11 protein-coding genes are annotated in these 17,276 nt (G+C 71.6%); 4 read left to right on the top strand and 7 right to left on the bottom strand.

Going from position 1 to position 17,276, the window contains the following annotated elements:
• Positions 1-61: 61 nt before the first annotated feature.
• Complete coding sequence (locus ABI214_RS21890) at positions 62-3,448, bottom strand: ATP-dependent helicase (protein ID WP_348604565.1); 3,387 nt, start codon at positions 3,446-3,448, stop codon at positions 62-64.
• Positions 3,445-6,762 carry an ATP-dependent helicase gene (locus tag ABI214_RS21885; RefSeq protein ID WP_348604564.1) on the bottom strand — a complete coding sequence of 1,106 codons (3,318 nt, stop codon included), beginning with the start codon at positions 6,760-6,762 and terminating at the stop codon, positions 3,445-3,447. Before ABI214_RS21885 ends, ABI214_RS21890 begins: the two co-directional genes overlap by 4 nt.
• 56 nt (positions 6,763-6,818) lie before the next feature.
• Here ABI214_RS21885 and ABI214_RS21880 point away from each other — a divergent pair, with 56 nt between their 5' ends.
• The 3 genes from ABI214_RS21880 to ABI214_RS21870 are packed head-to-tail and all read left to right on the top strand — an operon-like array spanning position 6,819 to position 9,711.
• Entirely contained in the window at positions 6,819-7,595 is a 777-nt protein-coding gene (locus ABI214_RS21880; RefSeq protein ID WP_348604563.1) for an alpha/beta fold hydrolase, read from the top strand.
• Positions 7,596-7,603: 8 nt separating this feature from the next.
• Positions 7,604-7,900: an MGMT family protein gene (locus tag ABI214_RS21875; protein ID WP_348604561.1), complete on the top strand. Its 297-nt coding sequence runs from the start codon at positions 7,604-7,606 to the stop codon at positions 7,898-7,900.
• A gap of 44 nt (positions 7,901-7,944) precedes the next feature.
• A complete protein-coding gene (locus ABI214_RS21870) occupies positions 7,945-9,711 on the top strand; it encodes an NTP transferase domain-containing protein (RefSeq protein ID WP_348604560.1) in 1,767 nt (588 codons plus the stop codon).
• A 7-nt stretch (positions 9,712-9,718) separates the two neighbouring features.
• Here the strand turns inward: ABI214_RS21870 and ABI214_RS21865 are convergent, their stop codons facing one another.
• The 3 genes from ABI214_RS21865 to ABI214_RS21855 all read right to left on the bottom strand — a co-directional run bounded on the left by ABI214_RS21865 (position 9,719) and on the right by ABI214_RS21855 (position 12,934).
• Positions 9,719-11,257, bottom strand: coding sequence for an FAD-binding protein (locus ABI214_RS21865; RefSeq protein ID WP_348604559.1), 1,539 nt, complete (start codon positions 11,255-11,257; stop codon positions 9,719-9,721).
• A gap of 153 nt (positions 11,258-11,410) precedes the next feature.
• The gene (locus tag ABI214_RS21860) at positions 11,411-11,764 is read right to left on the bottom strand and encodes a PLD nuclease N-terminal domain-containing protein (protein WP_348604558.1); all 354 of its coding nucleotides are present in this window, start codon (positions 11,762-11,764) and stop codon (positions 11,411-11,413) included.
• Positions 11,765-11,893: 129 nt separating this feature from the next.
• Positions 11,894-12,934, bottom strand: a complete 1,041-nt coding sequence (locus tag ABI214_RS21855; RefSeq protein WP_348604557.1) for an alpha/beta hydrolase — start codon at positions 12,932-12,934, stop codon at positions 11,894-11,896.
• Between the two features lie 209 nt (positions 12,935-13,143).
• Here ABI214_RS21855 and ABI214_RS21850 point away from each other — a divergent pair, with 209 nt between their 5' ends.
• Positions 13,144-14,568: an FAD-binding oxidoreductase gene (locus ABI214_RS21850; protein ID WP_348604556.1), complete on the top strand. Its 1,425-nt coding sequence runs from the start codon at positions 13,144-13,146 to the stop codon at positions 14,566-14,568.
• Between the two features lie 14 nt (positions 14,569-14,582).
• Here the strand turns inward: ABI214_RS21850 and murJ are convergent, their stop codons facing one another.
• Together murJ and ABI214_RS21840 are read right to left on the bottom strand one after the other, a co-directional pair.
• Positions 14,583-16,169 (bottom strand): murein biosynthesis integral membrane protein MurJ, encoded by a 1,587-nt coding sequence (gene murJ / locus ABI214_RS21845; protein WP_348604555.1) that lies wholly within the window; start codon positions 16,167-16,169, stop codon positions 14,583-14,585.
• A 46-nt stretch (positions 16,170-16,215) separates the two neighbouring features.
• Complete coding sequence (locus ABI214_RS21840) at positions 16,216-17,247, bottom strand: hypothetical protein (RefSeq protein ID WP_348604553.1); 1,032 nt, start codon at positions 17,245-17,247, stop codon at positions 16,216-16,218.
• Positions 17,248-17,276: the final 29 nt, after the last annotated feature.

Raw genomic sequence — 17,276 nt, 5'->3', positions numbered from 1 at the left:
GGTTCCGGCATTCAACGAACGGCACGGGCAAACGGGACCGAACGGTGACTCCCCAGTCCGGTCATCCGGGCGTCTGCTCCGCCCCCGCGCTGCGGATCAACCGGGCGAGATGCTCGGCGTCCGGCAGATTCTCCGGGGCGATGGTCCGTCCGGTCCGCACGTAGTGGAACGCCGCGCGCACCTTGTCCAGCGGTGGGGCGACGGGTCGGCCGGTGGCGTGCGACTGCCGGGCGGCCATGAGCTCCGCCCACGCCAGCCGGTAGGCGGCGAGCTGCATCACGACGGACCGCTCGTTCGCGGCGGACGGCTCGGCGCCGGTCTTCCAGTCGATGACGGTCCAGCCGCCGTCGGGGTCGGCGAACACCGCGTCGATCCGGCCGCGCAGGACGGTGCCCGCGACCGAGGTCTCGAACGGCACCTCGACCTCGACCGGGTTGCGGTCGGCCCACGGCGACCGCAGGAACGCGTCCTGCAAGAGCGCGAGCTCGGTCTCGGTGCCCACACCGGTGTCGGCGGCGCCGGGCAGCTCGTCGAAGTCGAGCAGTCGCGTCGCCCCGAAGCGCTGTTCGACCCACGCGTGGAACGCGGTTCCACGGCGCGCCAACGGGTTCGGCGGGAACGGGAGCGGTCGACGGAGCCGCGCGGCCAACTCGTCGGGATCGGCGGCCAGGTCCACCAGCTGACTCACCGACATCTGCGCAGGCAGCTCGACGTCGGCCGTCCCGGCCACCCGGGCGCTGCGCTCGGCCAGCAGTGCGTCCACGTCGGCGGCCCAGTTGTCCGGATCGTCTTCCGGCTCTTCGGGTTCGGAAGTCGGTCCGTCGAGTGCACCGAGCGCGTCCCGGACCAGCTGCGCACCGCGCTCGACGTCGGGACGGCGCCGCCCCAGCGGGTCGCGGGGCCACGGCGCCTCCCGCGGCGTCGCGGTGAGCGGGTTCTCGATGCCGTCTTCGGGGGCGGGCGCCCACACGTCGATCACGCCGAGCGGCGCGCCCTCCCGCGTCGAGACCAGGTCGTGCAGTTCCAGCAGGAACGGCGACGGCCCCTTCGGCTTGGGGCCGGACTCGGTCCAGTGATGGCCGGACACGAACAACGCCCGTTCGGTGCGGGTGAGCGCGACGTAGAACAGGCGCCGGTCCTCGTCGAGCCGCCGGTTCCCCAGTGCCTTCTTGTGGGCCTCGATCTCGTTTTCGAGGTCCTTGCGGTCGTACACGTTCTCGAGGTCGAGAACCGGGACGCCGTCGGCGGATTCGCCGGACAGCGCGCGGTCGCCCCGCAACGTCGGCGGCAGTTCGGCCACCGAACCGAGCCACGTGGCCGACGCCTGCGTGGACGGGAACACGCCCTCGGTGAGGTGCGGCACGGCCACGACCTCCCACTCGAGGCCCTTCGCTGAGTGCACGGTCAGCACCTGGACCCGGTCGGGCGCGACCTCGATCTCACCGGGGGCCAGGCCGTTCTCGACGTGCTCGGCGGCTGCGAGGTACGACAGCAGTCCCGTCAGGGTCGCCGAGGAGCGGCTCGCGTACCCGGACACGACGTCGGCGAACGCGTCGAGGTGCTCGCGTCCCGCTCCCCCGACGTCGGACTGCCGGGTACGCGCCTGCGCCTCGATACCGATGCCGATCACCCGTTCGACCTCGGCCACCAGTTCCGTCAGCGGCTGTCCCAGACGCTCGCGCAGCGACGCCAACTCGGCCGCGAGCGCACAGATTCGAACGTACCCGGACTCCGAATAGCGCTGCGCCGGACCGGGATCCGCGAGCGCATCCGCCAGGCCCGCCTGCTCGGAGTGTTCCCCCGGCAACGCGCTGCCCAGAGCCTCGTCGAGTGCTTCGGAGTCGGTGACGGCGCCCGACGTGCCGTAACCCGACCGGATGCCGAGTTCGCCGGCGCGCTTCCACAACGCGCGCAGGTCGGCGGCGCCGATCTGCCACCGCGCGCCGGTGAGAACACGAACCGCGGCGCTACCGGCCATGGGGTCGGCGACCAGGCGCAGCATCGCGACGACGTCCGCGACCTCGGGTGTGTGCAGCAGACCGCCGAGGCCGACGACCTCCACCGACAGGCCGCGGGCCCGCAGTTCCTCGGCGACGGGGGCGGCGTCGGCATTGCGGCGCACGAGAACCGCGGCGGTGGGCGGTTTCCCGCCGTCCGACCGCGCGACCTCGTACTGCTCGGCGATCCGGTCGGCCACCCACGCCCGCTCGGTCTCGACGGTGTCGTGCAGCGCCAGACGGACGTCGCCCGGGACCGCGCCCGGCCGCGCCCGCAGCGTGCTGACCTCGACGCCCCGGTCGCGCAGCGGATCGGACACCATGTTCGCCAGCGCGAGCGCCTCCGGCGGGTTGCGCCAACTGGTGAGCAACTCGAGTGTGGGGGCGGGGGTGCCGTCGGCGAGCGGGAAGTCCGTGGCGAAGCGCGGCAGGTTGGCCGCCGATGCGCCGCGCCAACCGTAGATGGACTGCATGGGGTCACCGACCGCGGTGAGCGCGAGCCCGGCGTCCTCGCCGCCGCCGAACAGCGACGACAGCAGCACCCGCTGCGCGTGACCGGTGTCCTGGTACTCGTCGAGCAGCACGACACGGAAGCGCGCGCGTTCGCTGCGGCCCACCTCCGGGTGTTCGGACGCCACCCGCGCCGCGAGCGACATCTGACTGCCGAAGTCGAGCGCGCCCTCGCGGCGCAGGGTCTCGGCCAGGCGCTGCACCAGCGGCAGCAGGTCCAGACGCTGGTGCTGCACCTCCAGCAGGCCGAGCAGCGACTTGGACGGTCCGCCACGCTGTTTCGGACCGGCGGGCAGCGTGTGGATCAGCTTGTCGAGTTCGGTGTGCGCCTCGCGCAGATCCTCCGGTTCGACGAGGTGCTCGGCGAGCTGCCCCGACAGCGCCAACACCGACTCGGTGATCGACGCCGGGTTGCGGTCGGTGTCGAGGTCGCCGTCCCACGCGCTCACCACACGGTACGCGAGTTGCCACAGTTCGGTCTCGGACAGCAGCGTCGCCGACGGCTCGATCGGCAACAGCAGCCCGTGCTCGGACAGCAGCCGGCCGGCGTACGAGTGGTAGGTGCTGACCTCGGGCTCGCTGCCGAGGATCCGGGCACGCAGCCCGCCGCCCGGGTCGAGGTCCCGCACCAGCGACGACCCGGCGAGCTTGGCGAGCCGCTGCCGGATCCGGCTGGTGAGCTGCTGCGCGGCCTTGCGGGTGAACGTCAGGCCGAGGACCTGTTCGGGATCCACGAGTCCGTTGGCTACCAGCCACACGACACGCGCGGCCATCGTCTCGGTCTTGCCCGCGCCCGCACCGGCGACGACCAGCGTCGGGCCCAGCGGCGCCTCGATGACCGCGGCCTGTTCGGCCGTCGGCGGGAATTGGCCGAGCGCCTCGGCCAGTTCGGCGGGGCCGACCCGGCGCCCGATCCCCGGCATGCTCGCTGCTGAACTCATTCTGCGGTCACCTGCCGTCCCTCGTCGTGCGCCGGGCAGCTCGAGAGCACCGGGCAGTGCCTGCACCCGTCGTTGATCCGTGCCGTGAACGTGGGTCCCTGCGTCGCCGCCGCCGCGTCGTGGATCACGTTCTCCCACAGCTCGAGGCCCTCATCGTCGAGCGCGAGCTGCGCCCGCTGCGTCGCGCCCTCCTTGTTGTGCGGCTTCGCGACGAACACCAGTCGCGCCCCGCCCGGCTGCGACGCCGGTTCGCCGTCGATCAGGCCCCGCGCCGCCGCGACCTGGTACGCGGCGAGCTGCGCATGCAACTGGGCCTGTTCCTTCGTCACCGCGTTCTTCGCGGTCTTGACGTCGATGATCACCGGGCGGCCCTCGGCGTCGCGCTCGAGCCGGTCGATACGGCCGCGGATGCGCACCGTCGGGTCGCCCTCGACCCGCGGCTCGAGCACGCCGTCCACCGAGACCTCGACGCCGATCTCGGTGAGCTCGGACCGCGTGCCGCGCAGCCAGTTCGCGAAGGTGTCGAGCATGCCGCGGGTGCGTTCCAGTTCGCGCCGCGAGTACCACTCGGACCCCAGGTCCACCGAGTCCCAGGCCGTCTCCAGCGCGTGGTCCACCTGGTCCGGCGGGATGTGGCCGGCCAGTGCCTGCACGAGAGTGTGCACAAGTGTGCCGGCGATCGCGTGTGTGTTGTCGCCGTCACTGCCGCCGTGCCGTTCGAGCATCCAACGCAGCGGACAGTTGGCGATGAGCTCGATGGTCGACGGCGACAGCGGCACCGGTCCGTCGTCCGGATCCCACAGCGCCGCATCCGAACTCGGCTCGGCGGTGCCGTACCACTGGTCGGGGTGCGCGCCGCGGACGCCGGCGTCCGCCAGCCGCGCCAGCTGGTGCGCGGCACGACGCTGCCGCTCCGGATCGGACGCGGCGATGTCCGGGTCGCACACGACGCTGCGCAGTTCCGCGACCAGCGCGGGCAGCGCCAGCACGCGGGGGGTTTCGCTCTGCACCGGCGCGACGTCGGAGTCGTCGCTGTCGGTCTCGCCGGCACCGAGGAGGTCGTCGACGAACCGTGATCGGACCAGGTCGGTGTCCCCGCTCGACGAATCCACGGCCGTCACGAGCAGCGACGACCGGGCACGGCTGCACGCGACCAGGAACAGGCGGCGCTCCTCGGCGAGCAGCGGTGCCGTCCTCGACAGCGTCGTGTCGACCTGCCCCACACCGCCGGTGAGGTCGATGAGTTCCTCGGTGCCGAGCAGGGTGCCGCGGGCGCCGAGGCTCGGCCACAGGCCCTCCTGCACGCCGACCACCGCGACCACCTGCCACTGCCGGCCCGCGGCGGAGTGCGCACTCAGGATCGTCACGGTCTCCTGCGCCGCCACGGCGCGGGCGCGCGCGGTACCCGGGATCTCCTGCTCCACCAGGTAGTCCACGAATCCGGAGAGCTGGGCCCGGGGCAGGCGGTCCACGTAGTCGGCGGCAGCGTCGAACAGCGCGACGACGGCGTCGAGGTCACGATCGGCCTGCGCACCGATCGGCCCGCCGAACGCCGACGCCGCCGCCCAGCGGCGTTCGAGTCCGGTCGCCTGCCACGCCGCCCACAGCACCTCCTCGATGCCGCGCCCCCGGTCCAGCGGCACGCGCGCACGGCGTAGCACCTTGAGCACCCGTCGCAGGGAGAGGGATTCGACGTCGGTGAGGCCGGGCAGCAGGTGCGCGACATGCTCGGACTTCGGTCCGTCGACGATGACGGCCCGCAGCAGCTCCGCCGAGTCCCGGTCGCCGCCCGACGCGAGTTCGACGCGGCGCAGACCGCGGCGCAGTCGCCGCAAGCTCACCGGTTCTGCCCCGCCGATCGGCCCCGACAGCAGCGCCAGCGCGTCCTCGCCGGTGAAGTCGCCACCCGAGAGCGCCCGCAGCACCGCGAGCAGGCCCGCGACGCCGTGCTGCTTCGCGAGCGGCAGCTCACTGGCCGCGGTCGTGACGGGCACACCGGCGGCGAGCAGGGCCCGTCGCAGCGGCGGCAGCACTCGCGGCACCGACCGCGCGACGATCGCCATCTCGGACCACGGCACGCCGTCGATCAGGTGTGCGCGCCGCAACGTGTCCGCGATCAGCGCCGCCTCCTTGGCCGGCGTGGTGAGCACCCGCACCACGGCCCGGCCGGGCGAGTCGTCGTCCGACGCGTGCACGCCCGCGCCGCGATGCGGCGGATTGCCGGGCAGCCGCGCCGCGACCCGCGCCGCGGTGGCCGCGACCTCGGGGGCCGACCGGAAGTTGGTGTCGAGGATCACCTGCGCCGGGTCGTCGCGGTCGCCCAGTTCGGCGAGGAAGTGCGCGTCGGCGCCGCGGAACGCGAAGATCGACTGGTCGGGGTCGCCGGCGATCGCGGTCATCGCAGTGCCCGTCCCGATCAGGCGGACCAGCTGCGCGGCCTGCGGATCGAGGTGTTGCGCATCGTCGACCATAAGGTGCCGCACGCGGACCCGCTCCCGCCGCAACAGGTCCGGGTCGGTCGCGAACGCGGTGAGTGCGGCACTGATGAGTTCGGCGGCATCGAGCGCGGGCGCGGTGGCCTCGGGCGCCTCCATGCCGACCGATCCGCGCAACAGCATGCCCTGCTCGTAGTGCATCGCGAAGCGGCCCGCCGCGACCCACTCCGGCTTGTCGTGCGCGTGCCCCAGCTCGATCAGGTCCTCGGGTCCGAGCCCGCGCTCGTTGGCCCGCAGCATGAGGTTGCGCAGTTCCACCGCGAACCCCGTCATGCCGAGGGCGGGCCGCAGCCGTTCGGGCCACGCCTCGGCGCCGTCGGCGATGTCACCGCGCAGCAGCTCGCGCAGCACCGAGTCCTGCTCGGAACCGGTGATCAAGCGCGGCGGCGGGTTGCCGTGCGCGGCGGCCTGCAGCCGCAGCACCGCGAACGCGTACGAGTGCACCGTGCGCACGAGCGGCTCCCGGGTCGCCCGCGGGCGCGCGTCGGGGCCCGAGACGGCCTCCGCCGCGAGCAGGCTCGCCGTGATCTGCTCGCGCACGGCGTTGGCCGCGCGCCGCGACTGCGTCAGCACCAGCACCGATTCCGGGTCCGCACCGGCCGTGATCCGAGCCACTGCGGCATCCACGATCAGCGACGTCTTGCCCGTGCCGGGCCCGCCGAGGATCTGCCACGGGTGCCAGCCGCGCCCGGGGGGCGCACCGGTCAGCACGCGTGCCGGACCGGGCGCCCACGTCCGCGCGGCCGGCGCCGCGACGGTGCGGCCGACGAGCCGCGCGGCCGGCGCCGACGGCCTGGTGCGTGCGCCCGAATCGGTCATGCGAAGAATCTCACCAGACGCGTCCGACATCGACTGCATCCGGCATCATGAAGGCCATGCGCGGTCTCCACACCTACCTGTTCGGCACTCCCGGGGCACCCGAGGTGCTCGCCCTCCACGGACTCACGGGGCACGGCCGGCGGTGGGAGGCCCTCGGCGGCGGTCAGCTCGGCGACACCCGCATCATCGCGCCCGATCTGCGAGGGCACGGGCGCTCGCCGTGGACCCCGCCGTGGGGGCTCGACACCCACGTGAGCGATCTCGTCCAGGTGCTCGACGAGCACGCCACCGGCCCCGTCGTGGTGGTGGCCCACTCGTACGGCGGCGCGATCGCGCTGCACCTCGCGCAGGCCGTGCCCGACCGGATCCGCGGCATCGTGCTGCTCGACCCGGCCCTCGGCCTCGACCCGGAGACCATGGGCCGGATCGCCGGACTGGTCGCCGCGCACCCCGACTACACCGACGTCGCGGAAGCACGCTCGGAGAAGGTGCACGGCGCGTGGGCGGACGTTCCGGCCGACGTCCTCGACACGGACCTCGCCGAGCACCTGGTCGAACTCGACAACGGCCGCGTCGGCTGGCGGATGTCGATCCCGGCCGTCGTCGCGTCGTGGGGCGAGATGGCCCGCGACTTCGTCCTCCCGCCGAAGGGCATCCCGACCGTGCTCGTGCAGGCGATGCGGGTGCAGCCTCCGTACGTGACCGCGGAGTTCCGCGCCGCGCTGGCCGAACACCTCGGACCCGACCTCACGATCGCCGACCTGGACTGCGACCACATGGTCGCCCACGCCAAGCCCGACGACGTCGCCGCGCTCGTCCGCAAGCTCCTCTAGGCGCAACCGTGGCGGCCACCACCGAGGAACAGATCGAGCGCGTCCGGGAACTGGTCGCGTCGATCCCGGCCGGCAGCGTGGCCACCTACGGCGACATCGCCTCGGCGGCAGGGCTTTCCAACCCCCGCACGGTGGGCTGGATCATGCGCACCGACACCGCCGACCTGCCGTGGCATCGAGTGCTCGGCGCGTCCGGTCGCCCCGCTCCGCACCTGGCGCACCGGCAGTTGGCGAAGCTCGAACTGGAAGGTGTGCCGATCCGTGACGGGCGGGTGGATCTCGCGGTGGCGCGCCACCGGTTCTGAGTGGGCTCTCGGCGCGCGTGCGCCGGATGCGGCAGCATTGGCCCATGGACACCTTCGGCCTGCCCGGCGAGCCCACTGACGCGATCGTTCTCGCCGGTGGACACGCGACCCGGATGGGCGGTGTAGACAAACCCGCGATCGTCGTCGGTGGACGCCGCATGCTGGACACAGCACTCGGCGCCGTCGACGGATGCGACCGGATCGCGGTCGTCGGTCCGCATCGGAACGAGCTGTCCGCGCGGATCGTGCAGACGCAGGAATCCCCCGCGGGCACCGGTCCGGTCGCGGCCCTGGCCGCCGGTCTGGCCGCGCTCGGCGGATCGACTGGCGGGCTCGTCGTCGTCCTCGCCGCCGATCTGCCCACCCTCGACGGCCGGACCGTCTCACAGCTGGTGTCGACTCTCGTCGAACACCCCGAGGCCGAGGCGTCGTTCGCGGTGGACGAGTCCGGACACGTGCAGTTCCTGCTGAGCGTGTGGCGGCGCCCGGCACTGGCCCACCGGCTGGATGCGCTCGCCGGGCGCGAGAACCAGCCGATGAAGGCGCTGATGCCGGACCGCCACGTCACCGTCGCGGTCGCCGGGGTCGCCGACTGCGACACGCCCGCGGACGTCGAGCGCGCCCGGGCCGCCCGTCCACCGGAGCCGATGGACGTCGACGAGGCGCGGGCCGTTATCCGGGAGTCCTTGGTGCCCTTGCCAGTTCACGAGGTGCGACTGCCCGATGCACTCGGGGCGACACTCGCCGCTCCCCTCGTCGCCGCAGAAGCGCTGCCCCGCTTCGACGTCTCCGCGATGGACGGGTACGCCGTCGCCGGGCCGGGACCGTGGCGACTGCGCCGCGAGATCCGGTACGCCGGTTCGTCCGCCGACCTCACCCTCGCGAACGGCGAGGCGGTCCGGATCGCGACGGGCGCCCAGGTCCCGTCCGGGGCGACCGAGGTGATCCGGGACGAACACGTCGAGACGACAACCGATCCCGAGGGCCTGTTGCGACGGCTGCCCGGCGTTCCCGCCCGGGACGACACCCGGAGGCGGGGTGAGGACTGGCAGCCCGGGCACCACCTGGCGGAGGCGGGGGTCGCGGTGACGTCGGCGGTGGTGTCGGCCGCGGCCAGCGCGGAGGTCGTCGCGGCGACGGTGCGCGGACCGGTGCGTGCGCACCTCGTGGTGACGGGCGACGAGATCCGACGCGACGGACCGCTGCGTGACGGCCAGACCCGCGACTCGCTGGGACCGGTCCTGCCGGAGATACTGCGCCACTGCGGTGTTCGGACCGTCGCGGACACGCACCTGCGGGACACCGCGGACGGCTTCGACGCGCTCCTGCGCGACGCCCGCGACGCGGACGTCGTCGTGGTGGTGGGCGCGACGGGCGGCGGCGCTGCCGACCAGTTGCGCGGCGCCCTGTCGCGGGCCGGGGCGCGGACGCTGGTCGGGCGGGTGCGGTGCCGGCCCGGCGGATCACAAGTGACGGCAGTGCTTCCGGACGGGCGGGTCGTGCTCGGACTGCCCGGCAACCCACTCGCCGCGGTGGTGACGTTGCTGACGATGCTGCCCGCGATCGTCGACGGACTGACGGCGCGGACGCCGGTCGTCCCGGCGGCCGGGCCGGTGTCGAACGCGGCCGAGGCGGGCACATCGGTGACCCGGATCGTGCCCGTCGCCCGCCAGGCGGACGGTACGTGGCGCGCCGACACCGTGGTCCGCACCGCGCACCTGGCGGGACTGATCGGGCGGGAGGCGCTTGCGCTCCTCCCGCCCGACCCCATCGACGGTCAGACCGTCGAATTGTTTTCCCTCCCCCAGTAATTCACCGTCAGCGGTTCGCGACCACGTCCTTGGCCGCGAGGTGGCTGAACAGCATGCTGGCGCCGACCGGGTTGCCGCCGCCCGGGTAGGCGTTGCCGCTGGCGGGTGCCATCGAGTTGCCCGACGCGTACAGACCCGGGATCACCGTGCCGGACGTGTCGAGGACGCGCGCGGTGGTGTCGGTGACCAGTCCACCCTTGGTGCCCAGGTCGGAGATGCCGAACTGCGCCGCGTAGAACGGGCCCTGCTCGAGCGGGACCAGCGGGTTGCCGTCGGCGTTGAAGTAGCCGTCGTACGGCTCGTTGCCGCGGCCGAAATCCTCGTCGACGCCGCCTGCCGCGAACTTGTTGAAGCGCTCGACGGTCGCGACCAGTGCGTCGGCCGGAACCCCGATCAGCTGGGCCAGTTCGACGACGGTGTCGGCCTTCTTCCACAGACCGGCCTCGTAGTACTGCTCCGGCTCGACCATCGGCTGCGTGCACGAGTCGATCGGCGGAATGCCGTCGGTGCGGTTGTCGTAGATCATCCAGAACGGCAGGGTCACCTTGCCCGCGTCCATCTGGGCGATGATGTCACGGCCGGCGCGGTCGTACGGCGCGGACTCGTTCGTGAAGCGGACGCCGTCCTGGTTGACGAAGATGCCCGAGGTGAAGCACAGCGAGAAGGCCGAGTTGCCGGCCGGGTGCGTCAGGCCGGGCGACCACCACGCCTCGCCCATCATCGCGACGTCGGCGCCGATCCCGATGCCGGCCTGGATCGGCTTGCCCAGGTTGCCCTCCGGGCCCATGGTGTCGCGACCGACGCCCGGCACGCCGTACCTCGTGCGCATCTCGTCGTTGCGCTCGAAACCACCGGCGGCGACGATGACGCCGCGGCGGGCGCGGATCGCCTCATGCGTGCCGGCGTGGTCGACGATGACACCGACGACCTCACCGTTCTCGACGACGAACTCTTCGAACGACGTGTTCAACTGCAGGTCGACACCGAGGTCGGTGAGCGCCATGAGGAAGCGGCCGATCAGCGACTGGCCGCCGAACATCTCGCCCTCCGGCAGCGGCATGCCGAGACGGTCCGGGCCCGGCTGCGGGCGCAGGACGTCGCGCAGCGAGCCGAGACGCGCCGGGTCCAGCAACGCCGGCATGATGTGGCGGCCACCGGCGCGCGACTTCGGCGCGTCGTGGAAGTAGTCGGGCCAGGGGTAGGCCATGAACTCGAAGTGGCCGTTCTCGTCCGCTTCGAGGTAGTCGATCAGCTTGGGGCCGTTGTCCAGGTACGCGTCCTGCAACTCGAGCGGCGCGGTGTCGCCGACGACGGCCCGGAAGTACTCGCGGGCGTCCTCGGGGGTGTCGTCGTCACCGGCACGCTTCAGGACGGCGTTGTTCGGGTAGTACAGGCCGGCACCGGAGTAGGCGGTGGTGCCACCGAACTTGTCCGTCGCCTCGATGACCTTGACCGAGAGTCCTTCACGCGCAGCCGTGTAGGCGCCGGCCAGACCGCCGCCCGATCCGATCACGATGACGTCGGTCTCTTCGTTCCAATCCACCATTCAGGGAAGCCTCCTGCTCGCGCTCGATCCGATTCCGGACCACAGCCCGGCCGGTGGACCGACACGCTAATCCCGAAAGGCGTTGTGGCGTAGGTCATGTTCCGGTGGACGGAAATCCCACAGGACACGCGGGACCGGAAACGCGCGAAACAGCTACTCCCCGGACTGCGCGCGACGCTGCTCCCGACCGATGCGGCGCTGCTCCTCGGCGCGTTCGCGGCAGCGTCGCAGGAACTCCTCGTCAGTCACCGAATCCTGCGCGATGTGCCGACCCGGGCGCTCGTACTCCGGGAACGCCGACGGCGCGACCGGACGTCGAGGCGCGGCGAGACCGCCCTCCGGTCGTCCGGCGACGAGCCACAGCACCGACCCGATCAACGGCAGCAGCAGGACCACGATCACCCAGCCGACCTTCGGGATGTTCCGAACCGCGTACTCGTCCGCGACGATCACGTCCACCAGACAGACGATCCACAGGACCATCACGATCAAACCCAGATACGGCATGACTGCCGACCCTCCCCATGTCCTACCCGACCACACTGTCTCCCCGACCACGTGCGCAGTCGATGAAACCAACCAAAAGGTATAAAGCGCAACCCGTCGGAGCGGGCAGGTGGTCCGGGAGGGAACGGGTCAGATCCCCATCGACCGGGCGATCATCGGCCAGGAGTTGTGCAGGTCGTCCTTCCAGTAGCCCCACGAGTGGGTGCCGCCGGGACGGAAGTCGAACGTGGCCGGGATCTTCAGATCGGCGAGACGGTACGCCAGGTTGTGGGTGCAGTAGTTGGTGGCCGCCTCGATCACGCCGCCGACGATGGCCTGGTTCGCAAGAGCGCCGACCTTCCCGTCGATCCCGGGATCGTCGAGCCGCTCGTGGGCTCCGGGCAGTCCGGAGCCGGTGGTGATGTAGAGCTGGGTGCCGCGGAGCTTCTCGGCATTGACGACCGGATCGTTCTGCACCCAGCCGGGGCCGTCGAGCGGGCCCCACATGTTGGTGACGTCGACGCCGCCGCGGATACCGGTCACCACCTTGATGGCGTTCTGCCCGGCCCACGTGCTGGTCTCGGCGCAGCCGCTGTACGAGCCCACGCTCTTGTAGAAGCCGGGCTTGGCGATCGCCAGGTTGAGCACCGAGGTGGCGGTCATCGAGATCGCGGCGACGGACTGCACCTTGTTGGTGCCGAACTCTTTGTCGATGACCGGCGGGAGTTCCTCGAGCAGGAACGTCTGCCACTTCTGGCGGCCGAGCTTCGGGTCGTCCTTCTGCCAGTCGGTGTAGTAGCTGAATGCGCCCTCGAGCGGGGTGACGACGTTGACGTTCTTGTCCTTGAAGAAGTCCATGACGTCGGCGTTGCGCTGCCAGGTGGCCGAGTCCTCGCCGCCGCCGGCACCGTTGATCAGGTACAGCGTCGGGCGCGGCTGGCTGCGATCGGCGGGCAGGATGACCTCGAGGGGGATGTTGCGGTCCATCGACGGCGAGTACACCGAGATGGTGACCTTGCGGTCGGAGTTCTTGGTCGTCTTCACCAGGTGGGCGCCGGACGCGTCGAAGGCGGCGGCGGCGGCGGTGCCGCTGTCGGCGGACGCCGTGGCCGGCACCGCGAGCAGCGACGCGGCCGCCACGACCACCGCGGCCGCCAGAACCCGGCCGCGCCCGATCTCGGAATTCCTCATGCGAACACCCTCCCCATTGGCGGCCTGCACCCCACGTGCCCACGGCCGGTCGTAGATCTGCGCCGAGCACCCCCCTGAGCACGGCATCGGTCCAGGACCATACCGGCTGAAACGTCCCGGGGTGTCCGGATCGGCGCCGCCGACTCGAGATTCACCCGACAATTCGTACCCGACCCGGTTACCTGGCGGACGCAGGTACGTTGTCCGCCATGGGGAAGACAACGGCGACGAGCCTGCCGGTCGAACGCCGCCGGCTGACGGGGTGGACACGCACGACGCCGATCGACGGCCACGTGCTCGCGACGAACGACGCGGCCGTTCTCGCCGACGCGGTGGCTGCGGTCGCCGATGCGAATGCGGACAAGCCCGCGTACCTGCGGCGCGGCGTCATCGCACGCGGGCTGGGCCGGTCGTACAACGAATCCGCCCAGAACAGTGGCGGATTGACGATCGACATGACCGGTATCGACAGAATCCACTCGATCGACGACCGGGCGCTCGTCGCGGATGTCGACGCCGGCGTCAGCCTCGAGACCCTGATCAAGGCGTGCCTGCCGTTCGGCCTGTGGGTTCCTGTCCTGCCCGGCACTCGACAGGTCACCGTCGGCGGTGCGATCGCCCACGACATCCACGGCAAGAGTCACCACTCCACCGGCAGTTTCGGCAATCAGGTCGTCGAGATGAGCCTGCTCGTCGCGGACGGTCGGGTACTGACCCTGGCCCCGGACGGTGGACCCGACGATCCGGACGGCGCGCTGTTCTGGGCTACCGTCGCGGGCATCGGATTGACCGGGATCATCCTGCGCGCGAAGCTGCGCCTGCAGCGCACCGAGACCGCGTACTTCCTGGTGGACGGCGCGCGGACGCGGTCCCTGGACGAGACGGTGGATCTACACCTCGACGGCTGGGAGGACGGCCACGACTTCAGCGCCGGGTGGTTCGACTCGATCTCCGCACCACCCCGGCTCGGGCGCGGCTACTTCACCCGGGGGCGCTTGGCCAGGGCCGACGAGCTTCCTCCCGAACTTCGCCGCGAACCGCTGAAGTTCGATGCGCCTCAGCTGTTTACACTGCCGGACGTCTTCCCGGGCGGTCTCGGGAACAAGCTCACGTTCTCCGCCCTCAGCGAGGGCTACTACCGAACGGGTGCGACCTACACCGGCAGGATCCACAACATCACCACGTTCCTGCATCCCCTCGACGGATTCGGTCAATGGAATCGCGCCTACGGCCCCAAAGGGTTTCTGCAGTACCAGTTCGTGGTTCCACCCGGCCGGATCGACGAGTTCAAGCAGATCATCCGGTACGTCCAGGCGTCGGGGCACGTCAGCTTCCTCAACGTCCTCAAGATGTTCGGCCGCGGCAACCGGGCACCACTGTCCTTCCCGACCGAGGGCTGGAACGTCTGTCTGGACTTCCCGATCAGGAAGGGTGTCGGCGAACTCGTGCGCGAACTCGACCGGCGGGTTCTCGCGATCGGCGGCCGGCTGTACACGGCCAAGGACTCCCGCACCACGGCGGAGACGTTCCGGGCGATGTACCCACGCGTCGACGAGTGGACGGCGATCCGTCGGCGGATCGATCCGAACGGCGTGTTCCTCTCCGACCTGGGACGCCGCCTCGAACTGAACTGAGGCGCCCCCGCCGCTCAACCGACCAAGAGCGCCTTGGCGTTACGGACCTCCGGGATCCCGATCCTGCCGGCGGCGAGCAGGAACGTCGGGACCCCGAGTGCGACGGCGGCCAGCAGGGTGATCGCCGCGGCTTTCCTGGGGTCGCCGACGAGGTGGTGCGACAGTCCGACGGCCGCGACACACACGACCCCGGCCACGACCGACGCCCACAGCACGCGGGACAGCGTCTCGAGGACGGTGTGGAAGCCGAGAAGCCCGTAGCGGCGACGCAGGACCAGGTGCCCGACGACGGCCCCGACGAAGTACGACAGCGAGCTCGCGACGGGCAGCAGCACCGCGATCGCCTCGTCCGGGAGACGGCTGACGCCGAGCGCGACCACCACGACCTTCGTGGCCACCATGGCGGCGTTGATCAGCGTCGGGGTGCGCATGTCGTTGCCCGCGTAGAACACCCGCAGCTGCAGCATGACGAGGGCGAACGGAGGGAGTCCGAACGCTGACGCCGCGAGCGCGACACCGATGAGCCGGGCCGCGTCCACGTCCACGCGGCCGACGAACATCACCGTGGTGAGCATCGGCCCCAGGAGGGTCATCGCGACGGCGGCGGGAACCAGGGCGACCACCGAGTAGCGGGCGGCGCGGCCCATGTCGGCGACCAGCGCCTCGTGATCGCCGACGGCGACGGCACGGGCGATGCGCGGCATGAGCACGGTCAACAGCGAAACCCCGAGGATGCCGTACGGGACCTGGAACAGCAGGTCGGCGTAGGTGTAGGTCGAGACACCGCCGTGGCTGAAGGCCGTCTTCAGAACGAACGCGACACCCACCTGACTGATCGCGACGTACAGCACGACCCAGCCGAGCAGCCTGCCACCGACACGCACCGGCCGCCACGTGTACGGCACCGGCCGCACCCGCCAACTCCACCGGAACCCCGTTCGGCGCAGCGCGGCCACGGCCCACGCGGCCTGTCCCACGATCCCGACGGTGGTGCCGACGCCGAGGACGAGCACCTGGGCAGTGGTCATCGACGACGGCGTCAACGTCACCGGGCCCGGCATCAGCACGAAGGCCCCCACCATTGCGAGGACGATCAGATTGTTGACCACCGGCGCCCACGCCGCCGGCGCGTAGCTGTCGCGGGTGTTCAGCACGGCCGTCACCGTCGCGGCGACCGCGTAGAAGAAGATCTCCGGCAGCAACAGGTAGGCCAGCACGGTCGCCAACCGGGACTGTTCCTCGTCCGGGACCAGCGCACCGACGAACAACGGGGCACACAGCACCGCGGCCACGGTGACCACGGCGGCACCGAGCACCGTCGCGAGCAACAGGCGCTGGGTGAGGACTCGGGAAAAGGCCCGACCACGCAGCCGCGCACGCGCCAGGACCGGGATGAGGACGCTGCTCATCACTCCCCCGAGGAGCAGCTCGTACACCATGTTCGGCAGGCTGTTCGCGCCGTTGTAGGCATCGCCGACAGCGGCAGTTCCCAACACCGCGGCCAGTGCCAGGGTGCGTACGAATCCCGTTGTCCGGCTTGCCGCCGTCGCAACGGCGACGGCGCCGGTCGCGCGAGCGAACGTGCTCTGAGAAACCGTCACCCGACCATGGTGCCTCGAGACGCGGCGGTGCGGCGCCCGTGCGCGCTCAGGGTTTCGCGGCGGACCGGCGGCCCAGGACGAAGGCGCCCCACGCGACGGCCGCCGCGAGCAGAACCGCCACCGCCGCAACCGCATACGCCCAACCGGGCATTCCGCTCGACTCGTCCTGGACCGCCGCCTGCGGCTGGTCGCCGTCGCCCGACGTCGGGGCCTTCGCCGTCGGCAGCGCCTTCGACGCGTCGGCGACGTTCGTCGACAGCCCCTTGACCACGCCACTGATCGGGGCCGCGCCGTCGACCAGTTGCCCGGTCCCGTCCGCGAGCGCCCGGCCCCCGTCGTCGAGGAGGACCAGCCCGTCGCTCAGCTGCCGGGCGCCGTCGGCGATCTGGCCGACACCGCTGACGAACTGCGCCGACGGAGCGTTGAGCTCGTACGAGAGCTGTCGCGCACCGTCCTTCAACAGCGCGAGCTGGGCGAGCGTGTCCGGGCCGAGGCCCTGCGAATCCAGCTGCCCGACGAGGTCGGTGACCTTGGCGGCGGCGCCCTGGGAGACGGGATCCGCCGACGTCGCCAGCGTCGCGGCGACCTGCCGGAGCGACGCCGTGGCCTGCGCCTGCTTGTCGCCCAGTCCGGCGAGCCGGTCCACCACCTCGTCCACTCCGCCACTGACCTGACGGGCGCCGTCACCGAGCTGCCCGACGCCACCGCTCAGTTCGGTGAGGCCGTCGGACAGCTGCCGTGCCCCGTCGCGGGCCTGCCCGAGTCCGTCGGAGAGCTGGTTGGCGCCGTCGTCGAGCTGCCGTCCACCGTCCGTCAACTGGCCGACGCCGGCGCTGAGCATCGACAGCGGCAGGCTGGCCTGCGAGAGGTTGCTGCGGGCCTTGGCGATCGCCGCGCCGTCGTCGGCAGCGGGTGGCGAGGCCTCGGACGACGGCGGCGCCGCGACGACCTGTTCCGCGTCGGCCCTGCCCAGGGTGAGCCACAGGACCACGCCGGTCACTGCGACGACGAAGAAGGCGAAGAAGGCTGCGACCTGCCGTGTGGAGAGCCGACGGCGGGTGGTGTCGTGTTCACTCATAGGTCCGCGAACGGTAGTCGCTGCGATTA

It is taken from the genome of Prescottella soli (genome assembly GCF_040024445.1).
GTDB classification, from domain to species: domain Bacteria; phylum Actinomycetota; class Actinomycetes; order Mycobacteriales; family Mycobacteriaceae; genus Prescottella; species Prescottella soli.
This window is presented reverse-complemented; position numbering and strand designations above follow the sequence as displayed.

Coding starts and splice junctions, on each gene's coding strand:
- ABI214_RS21890 (WP_348604565.1), bottom strand. CDS start 3,448: ATGAGTTCAGCAGCGAGCATGCCGGGGATCGGGCGCCGGGTCGGCCCC.
- ABI214_RS21885 (WP_348604564.1), bottom strand. CDS start 6,762: ATGACCGATTCGGGCGCACGCACCAGGCCGTCGGCGCCGGCCGCGCGG.
- ABI214_RS21880 (WP_348604563.1), top strand. CDS start 6,819: ATGCGCGGTCTCCACACCTACCTGTTCGGCACTCCCGGGGCACCCGAG.
- ABI214_RS21870 (WP_348604560.1), top strand. CDS start 7,945: ATGGACACCTTCGGCCTGCCCGGCGAGCCCACTGACGCGATCGTTCTC.
- ABI214_RS21865 (WP_348604559.1), bottom strand. CDS start 11,257: ATGGTGGATTGGAACGAAGAGACCGACGTCATCGTGATCGGATCGGGC.
- ABI214_RS21860 (WP_348604558.1), bottom strand. CDS start 11,764: ATGCCGTATCTGGGTTTGATCGTGATGGTCCTGTGGATCGTCTGTCTG.
- ABI214_RS21855 (WP_348604557.1), bottom strand. CDS start 12,934: ATGAGGAATTCCGAGATCGGGCGCGGCCGGGTTCTGGCGGCCGCGGTG.
- ABI214_RS21850 (WP_348604556.1), top strand. CDS start 13,144: ATGGGGAAGACAACGGCGACGAGCCTGCCGGTCGAACGCCGCCGGCTG.
- ABI214_RS21840 (WP_348604553.1), bottom strand. CDS start 17,247: ATGAGTGAACACGACACCACCCGCCGTCGGCTCTCCACACGGCAGGTC.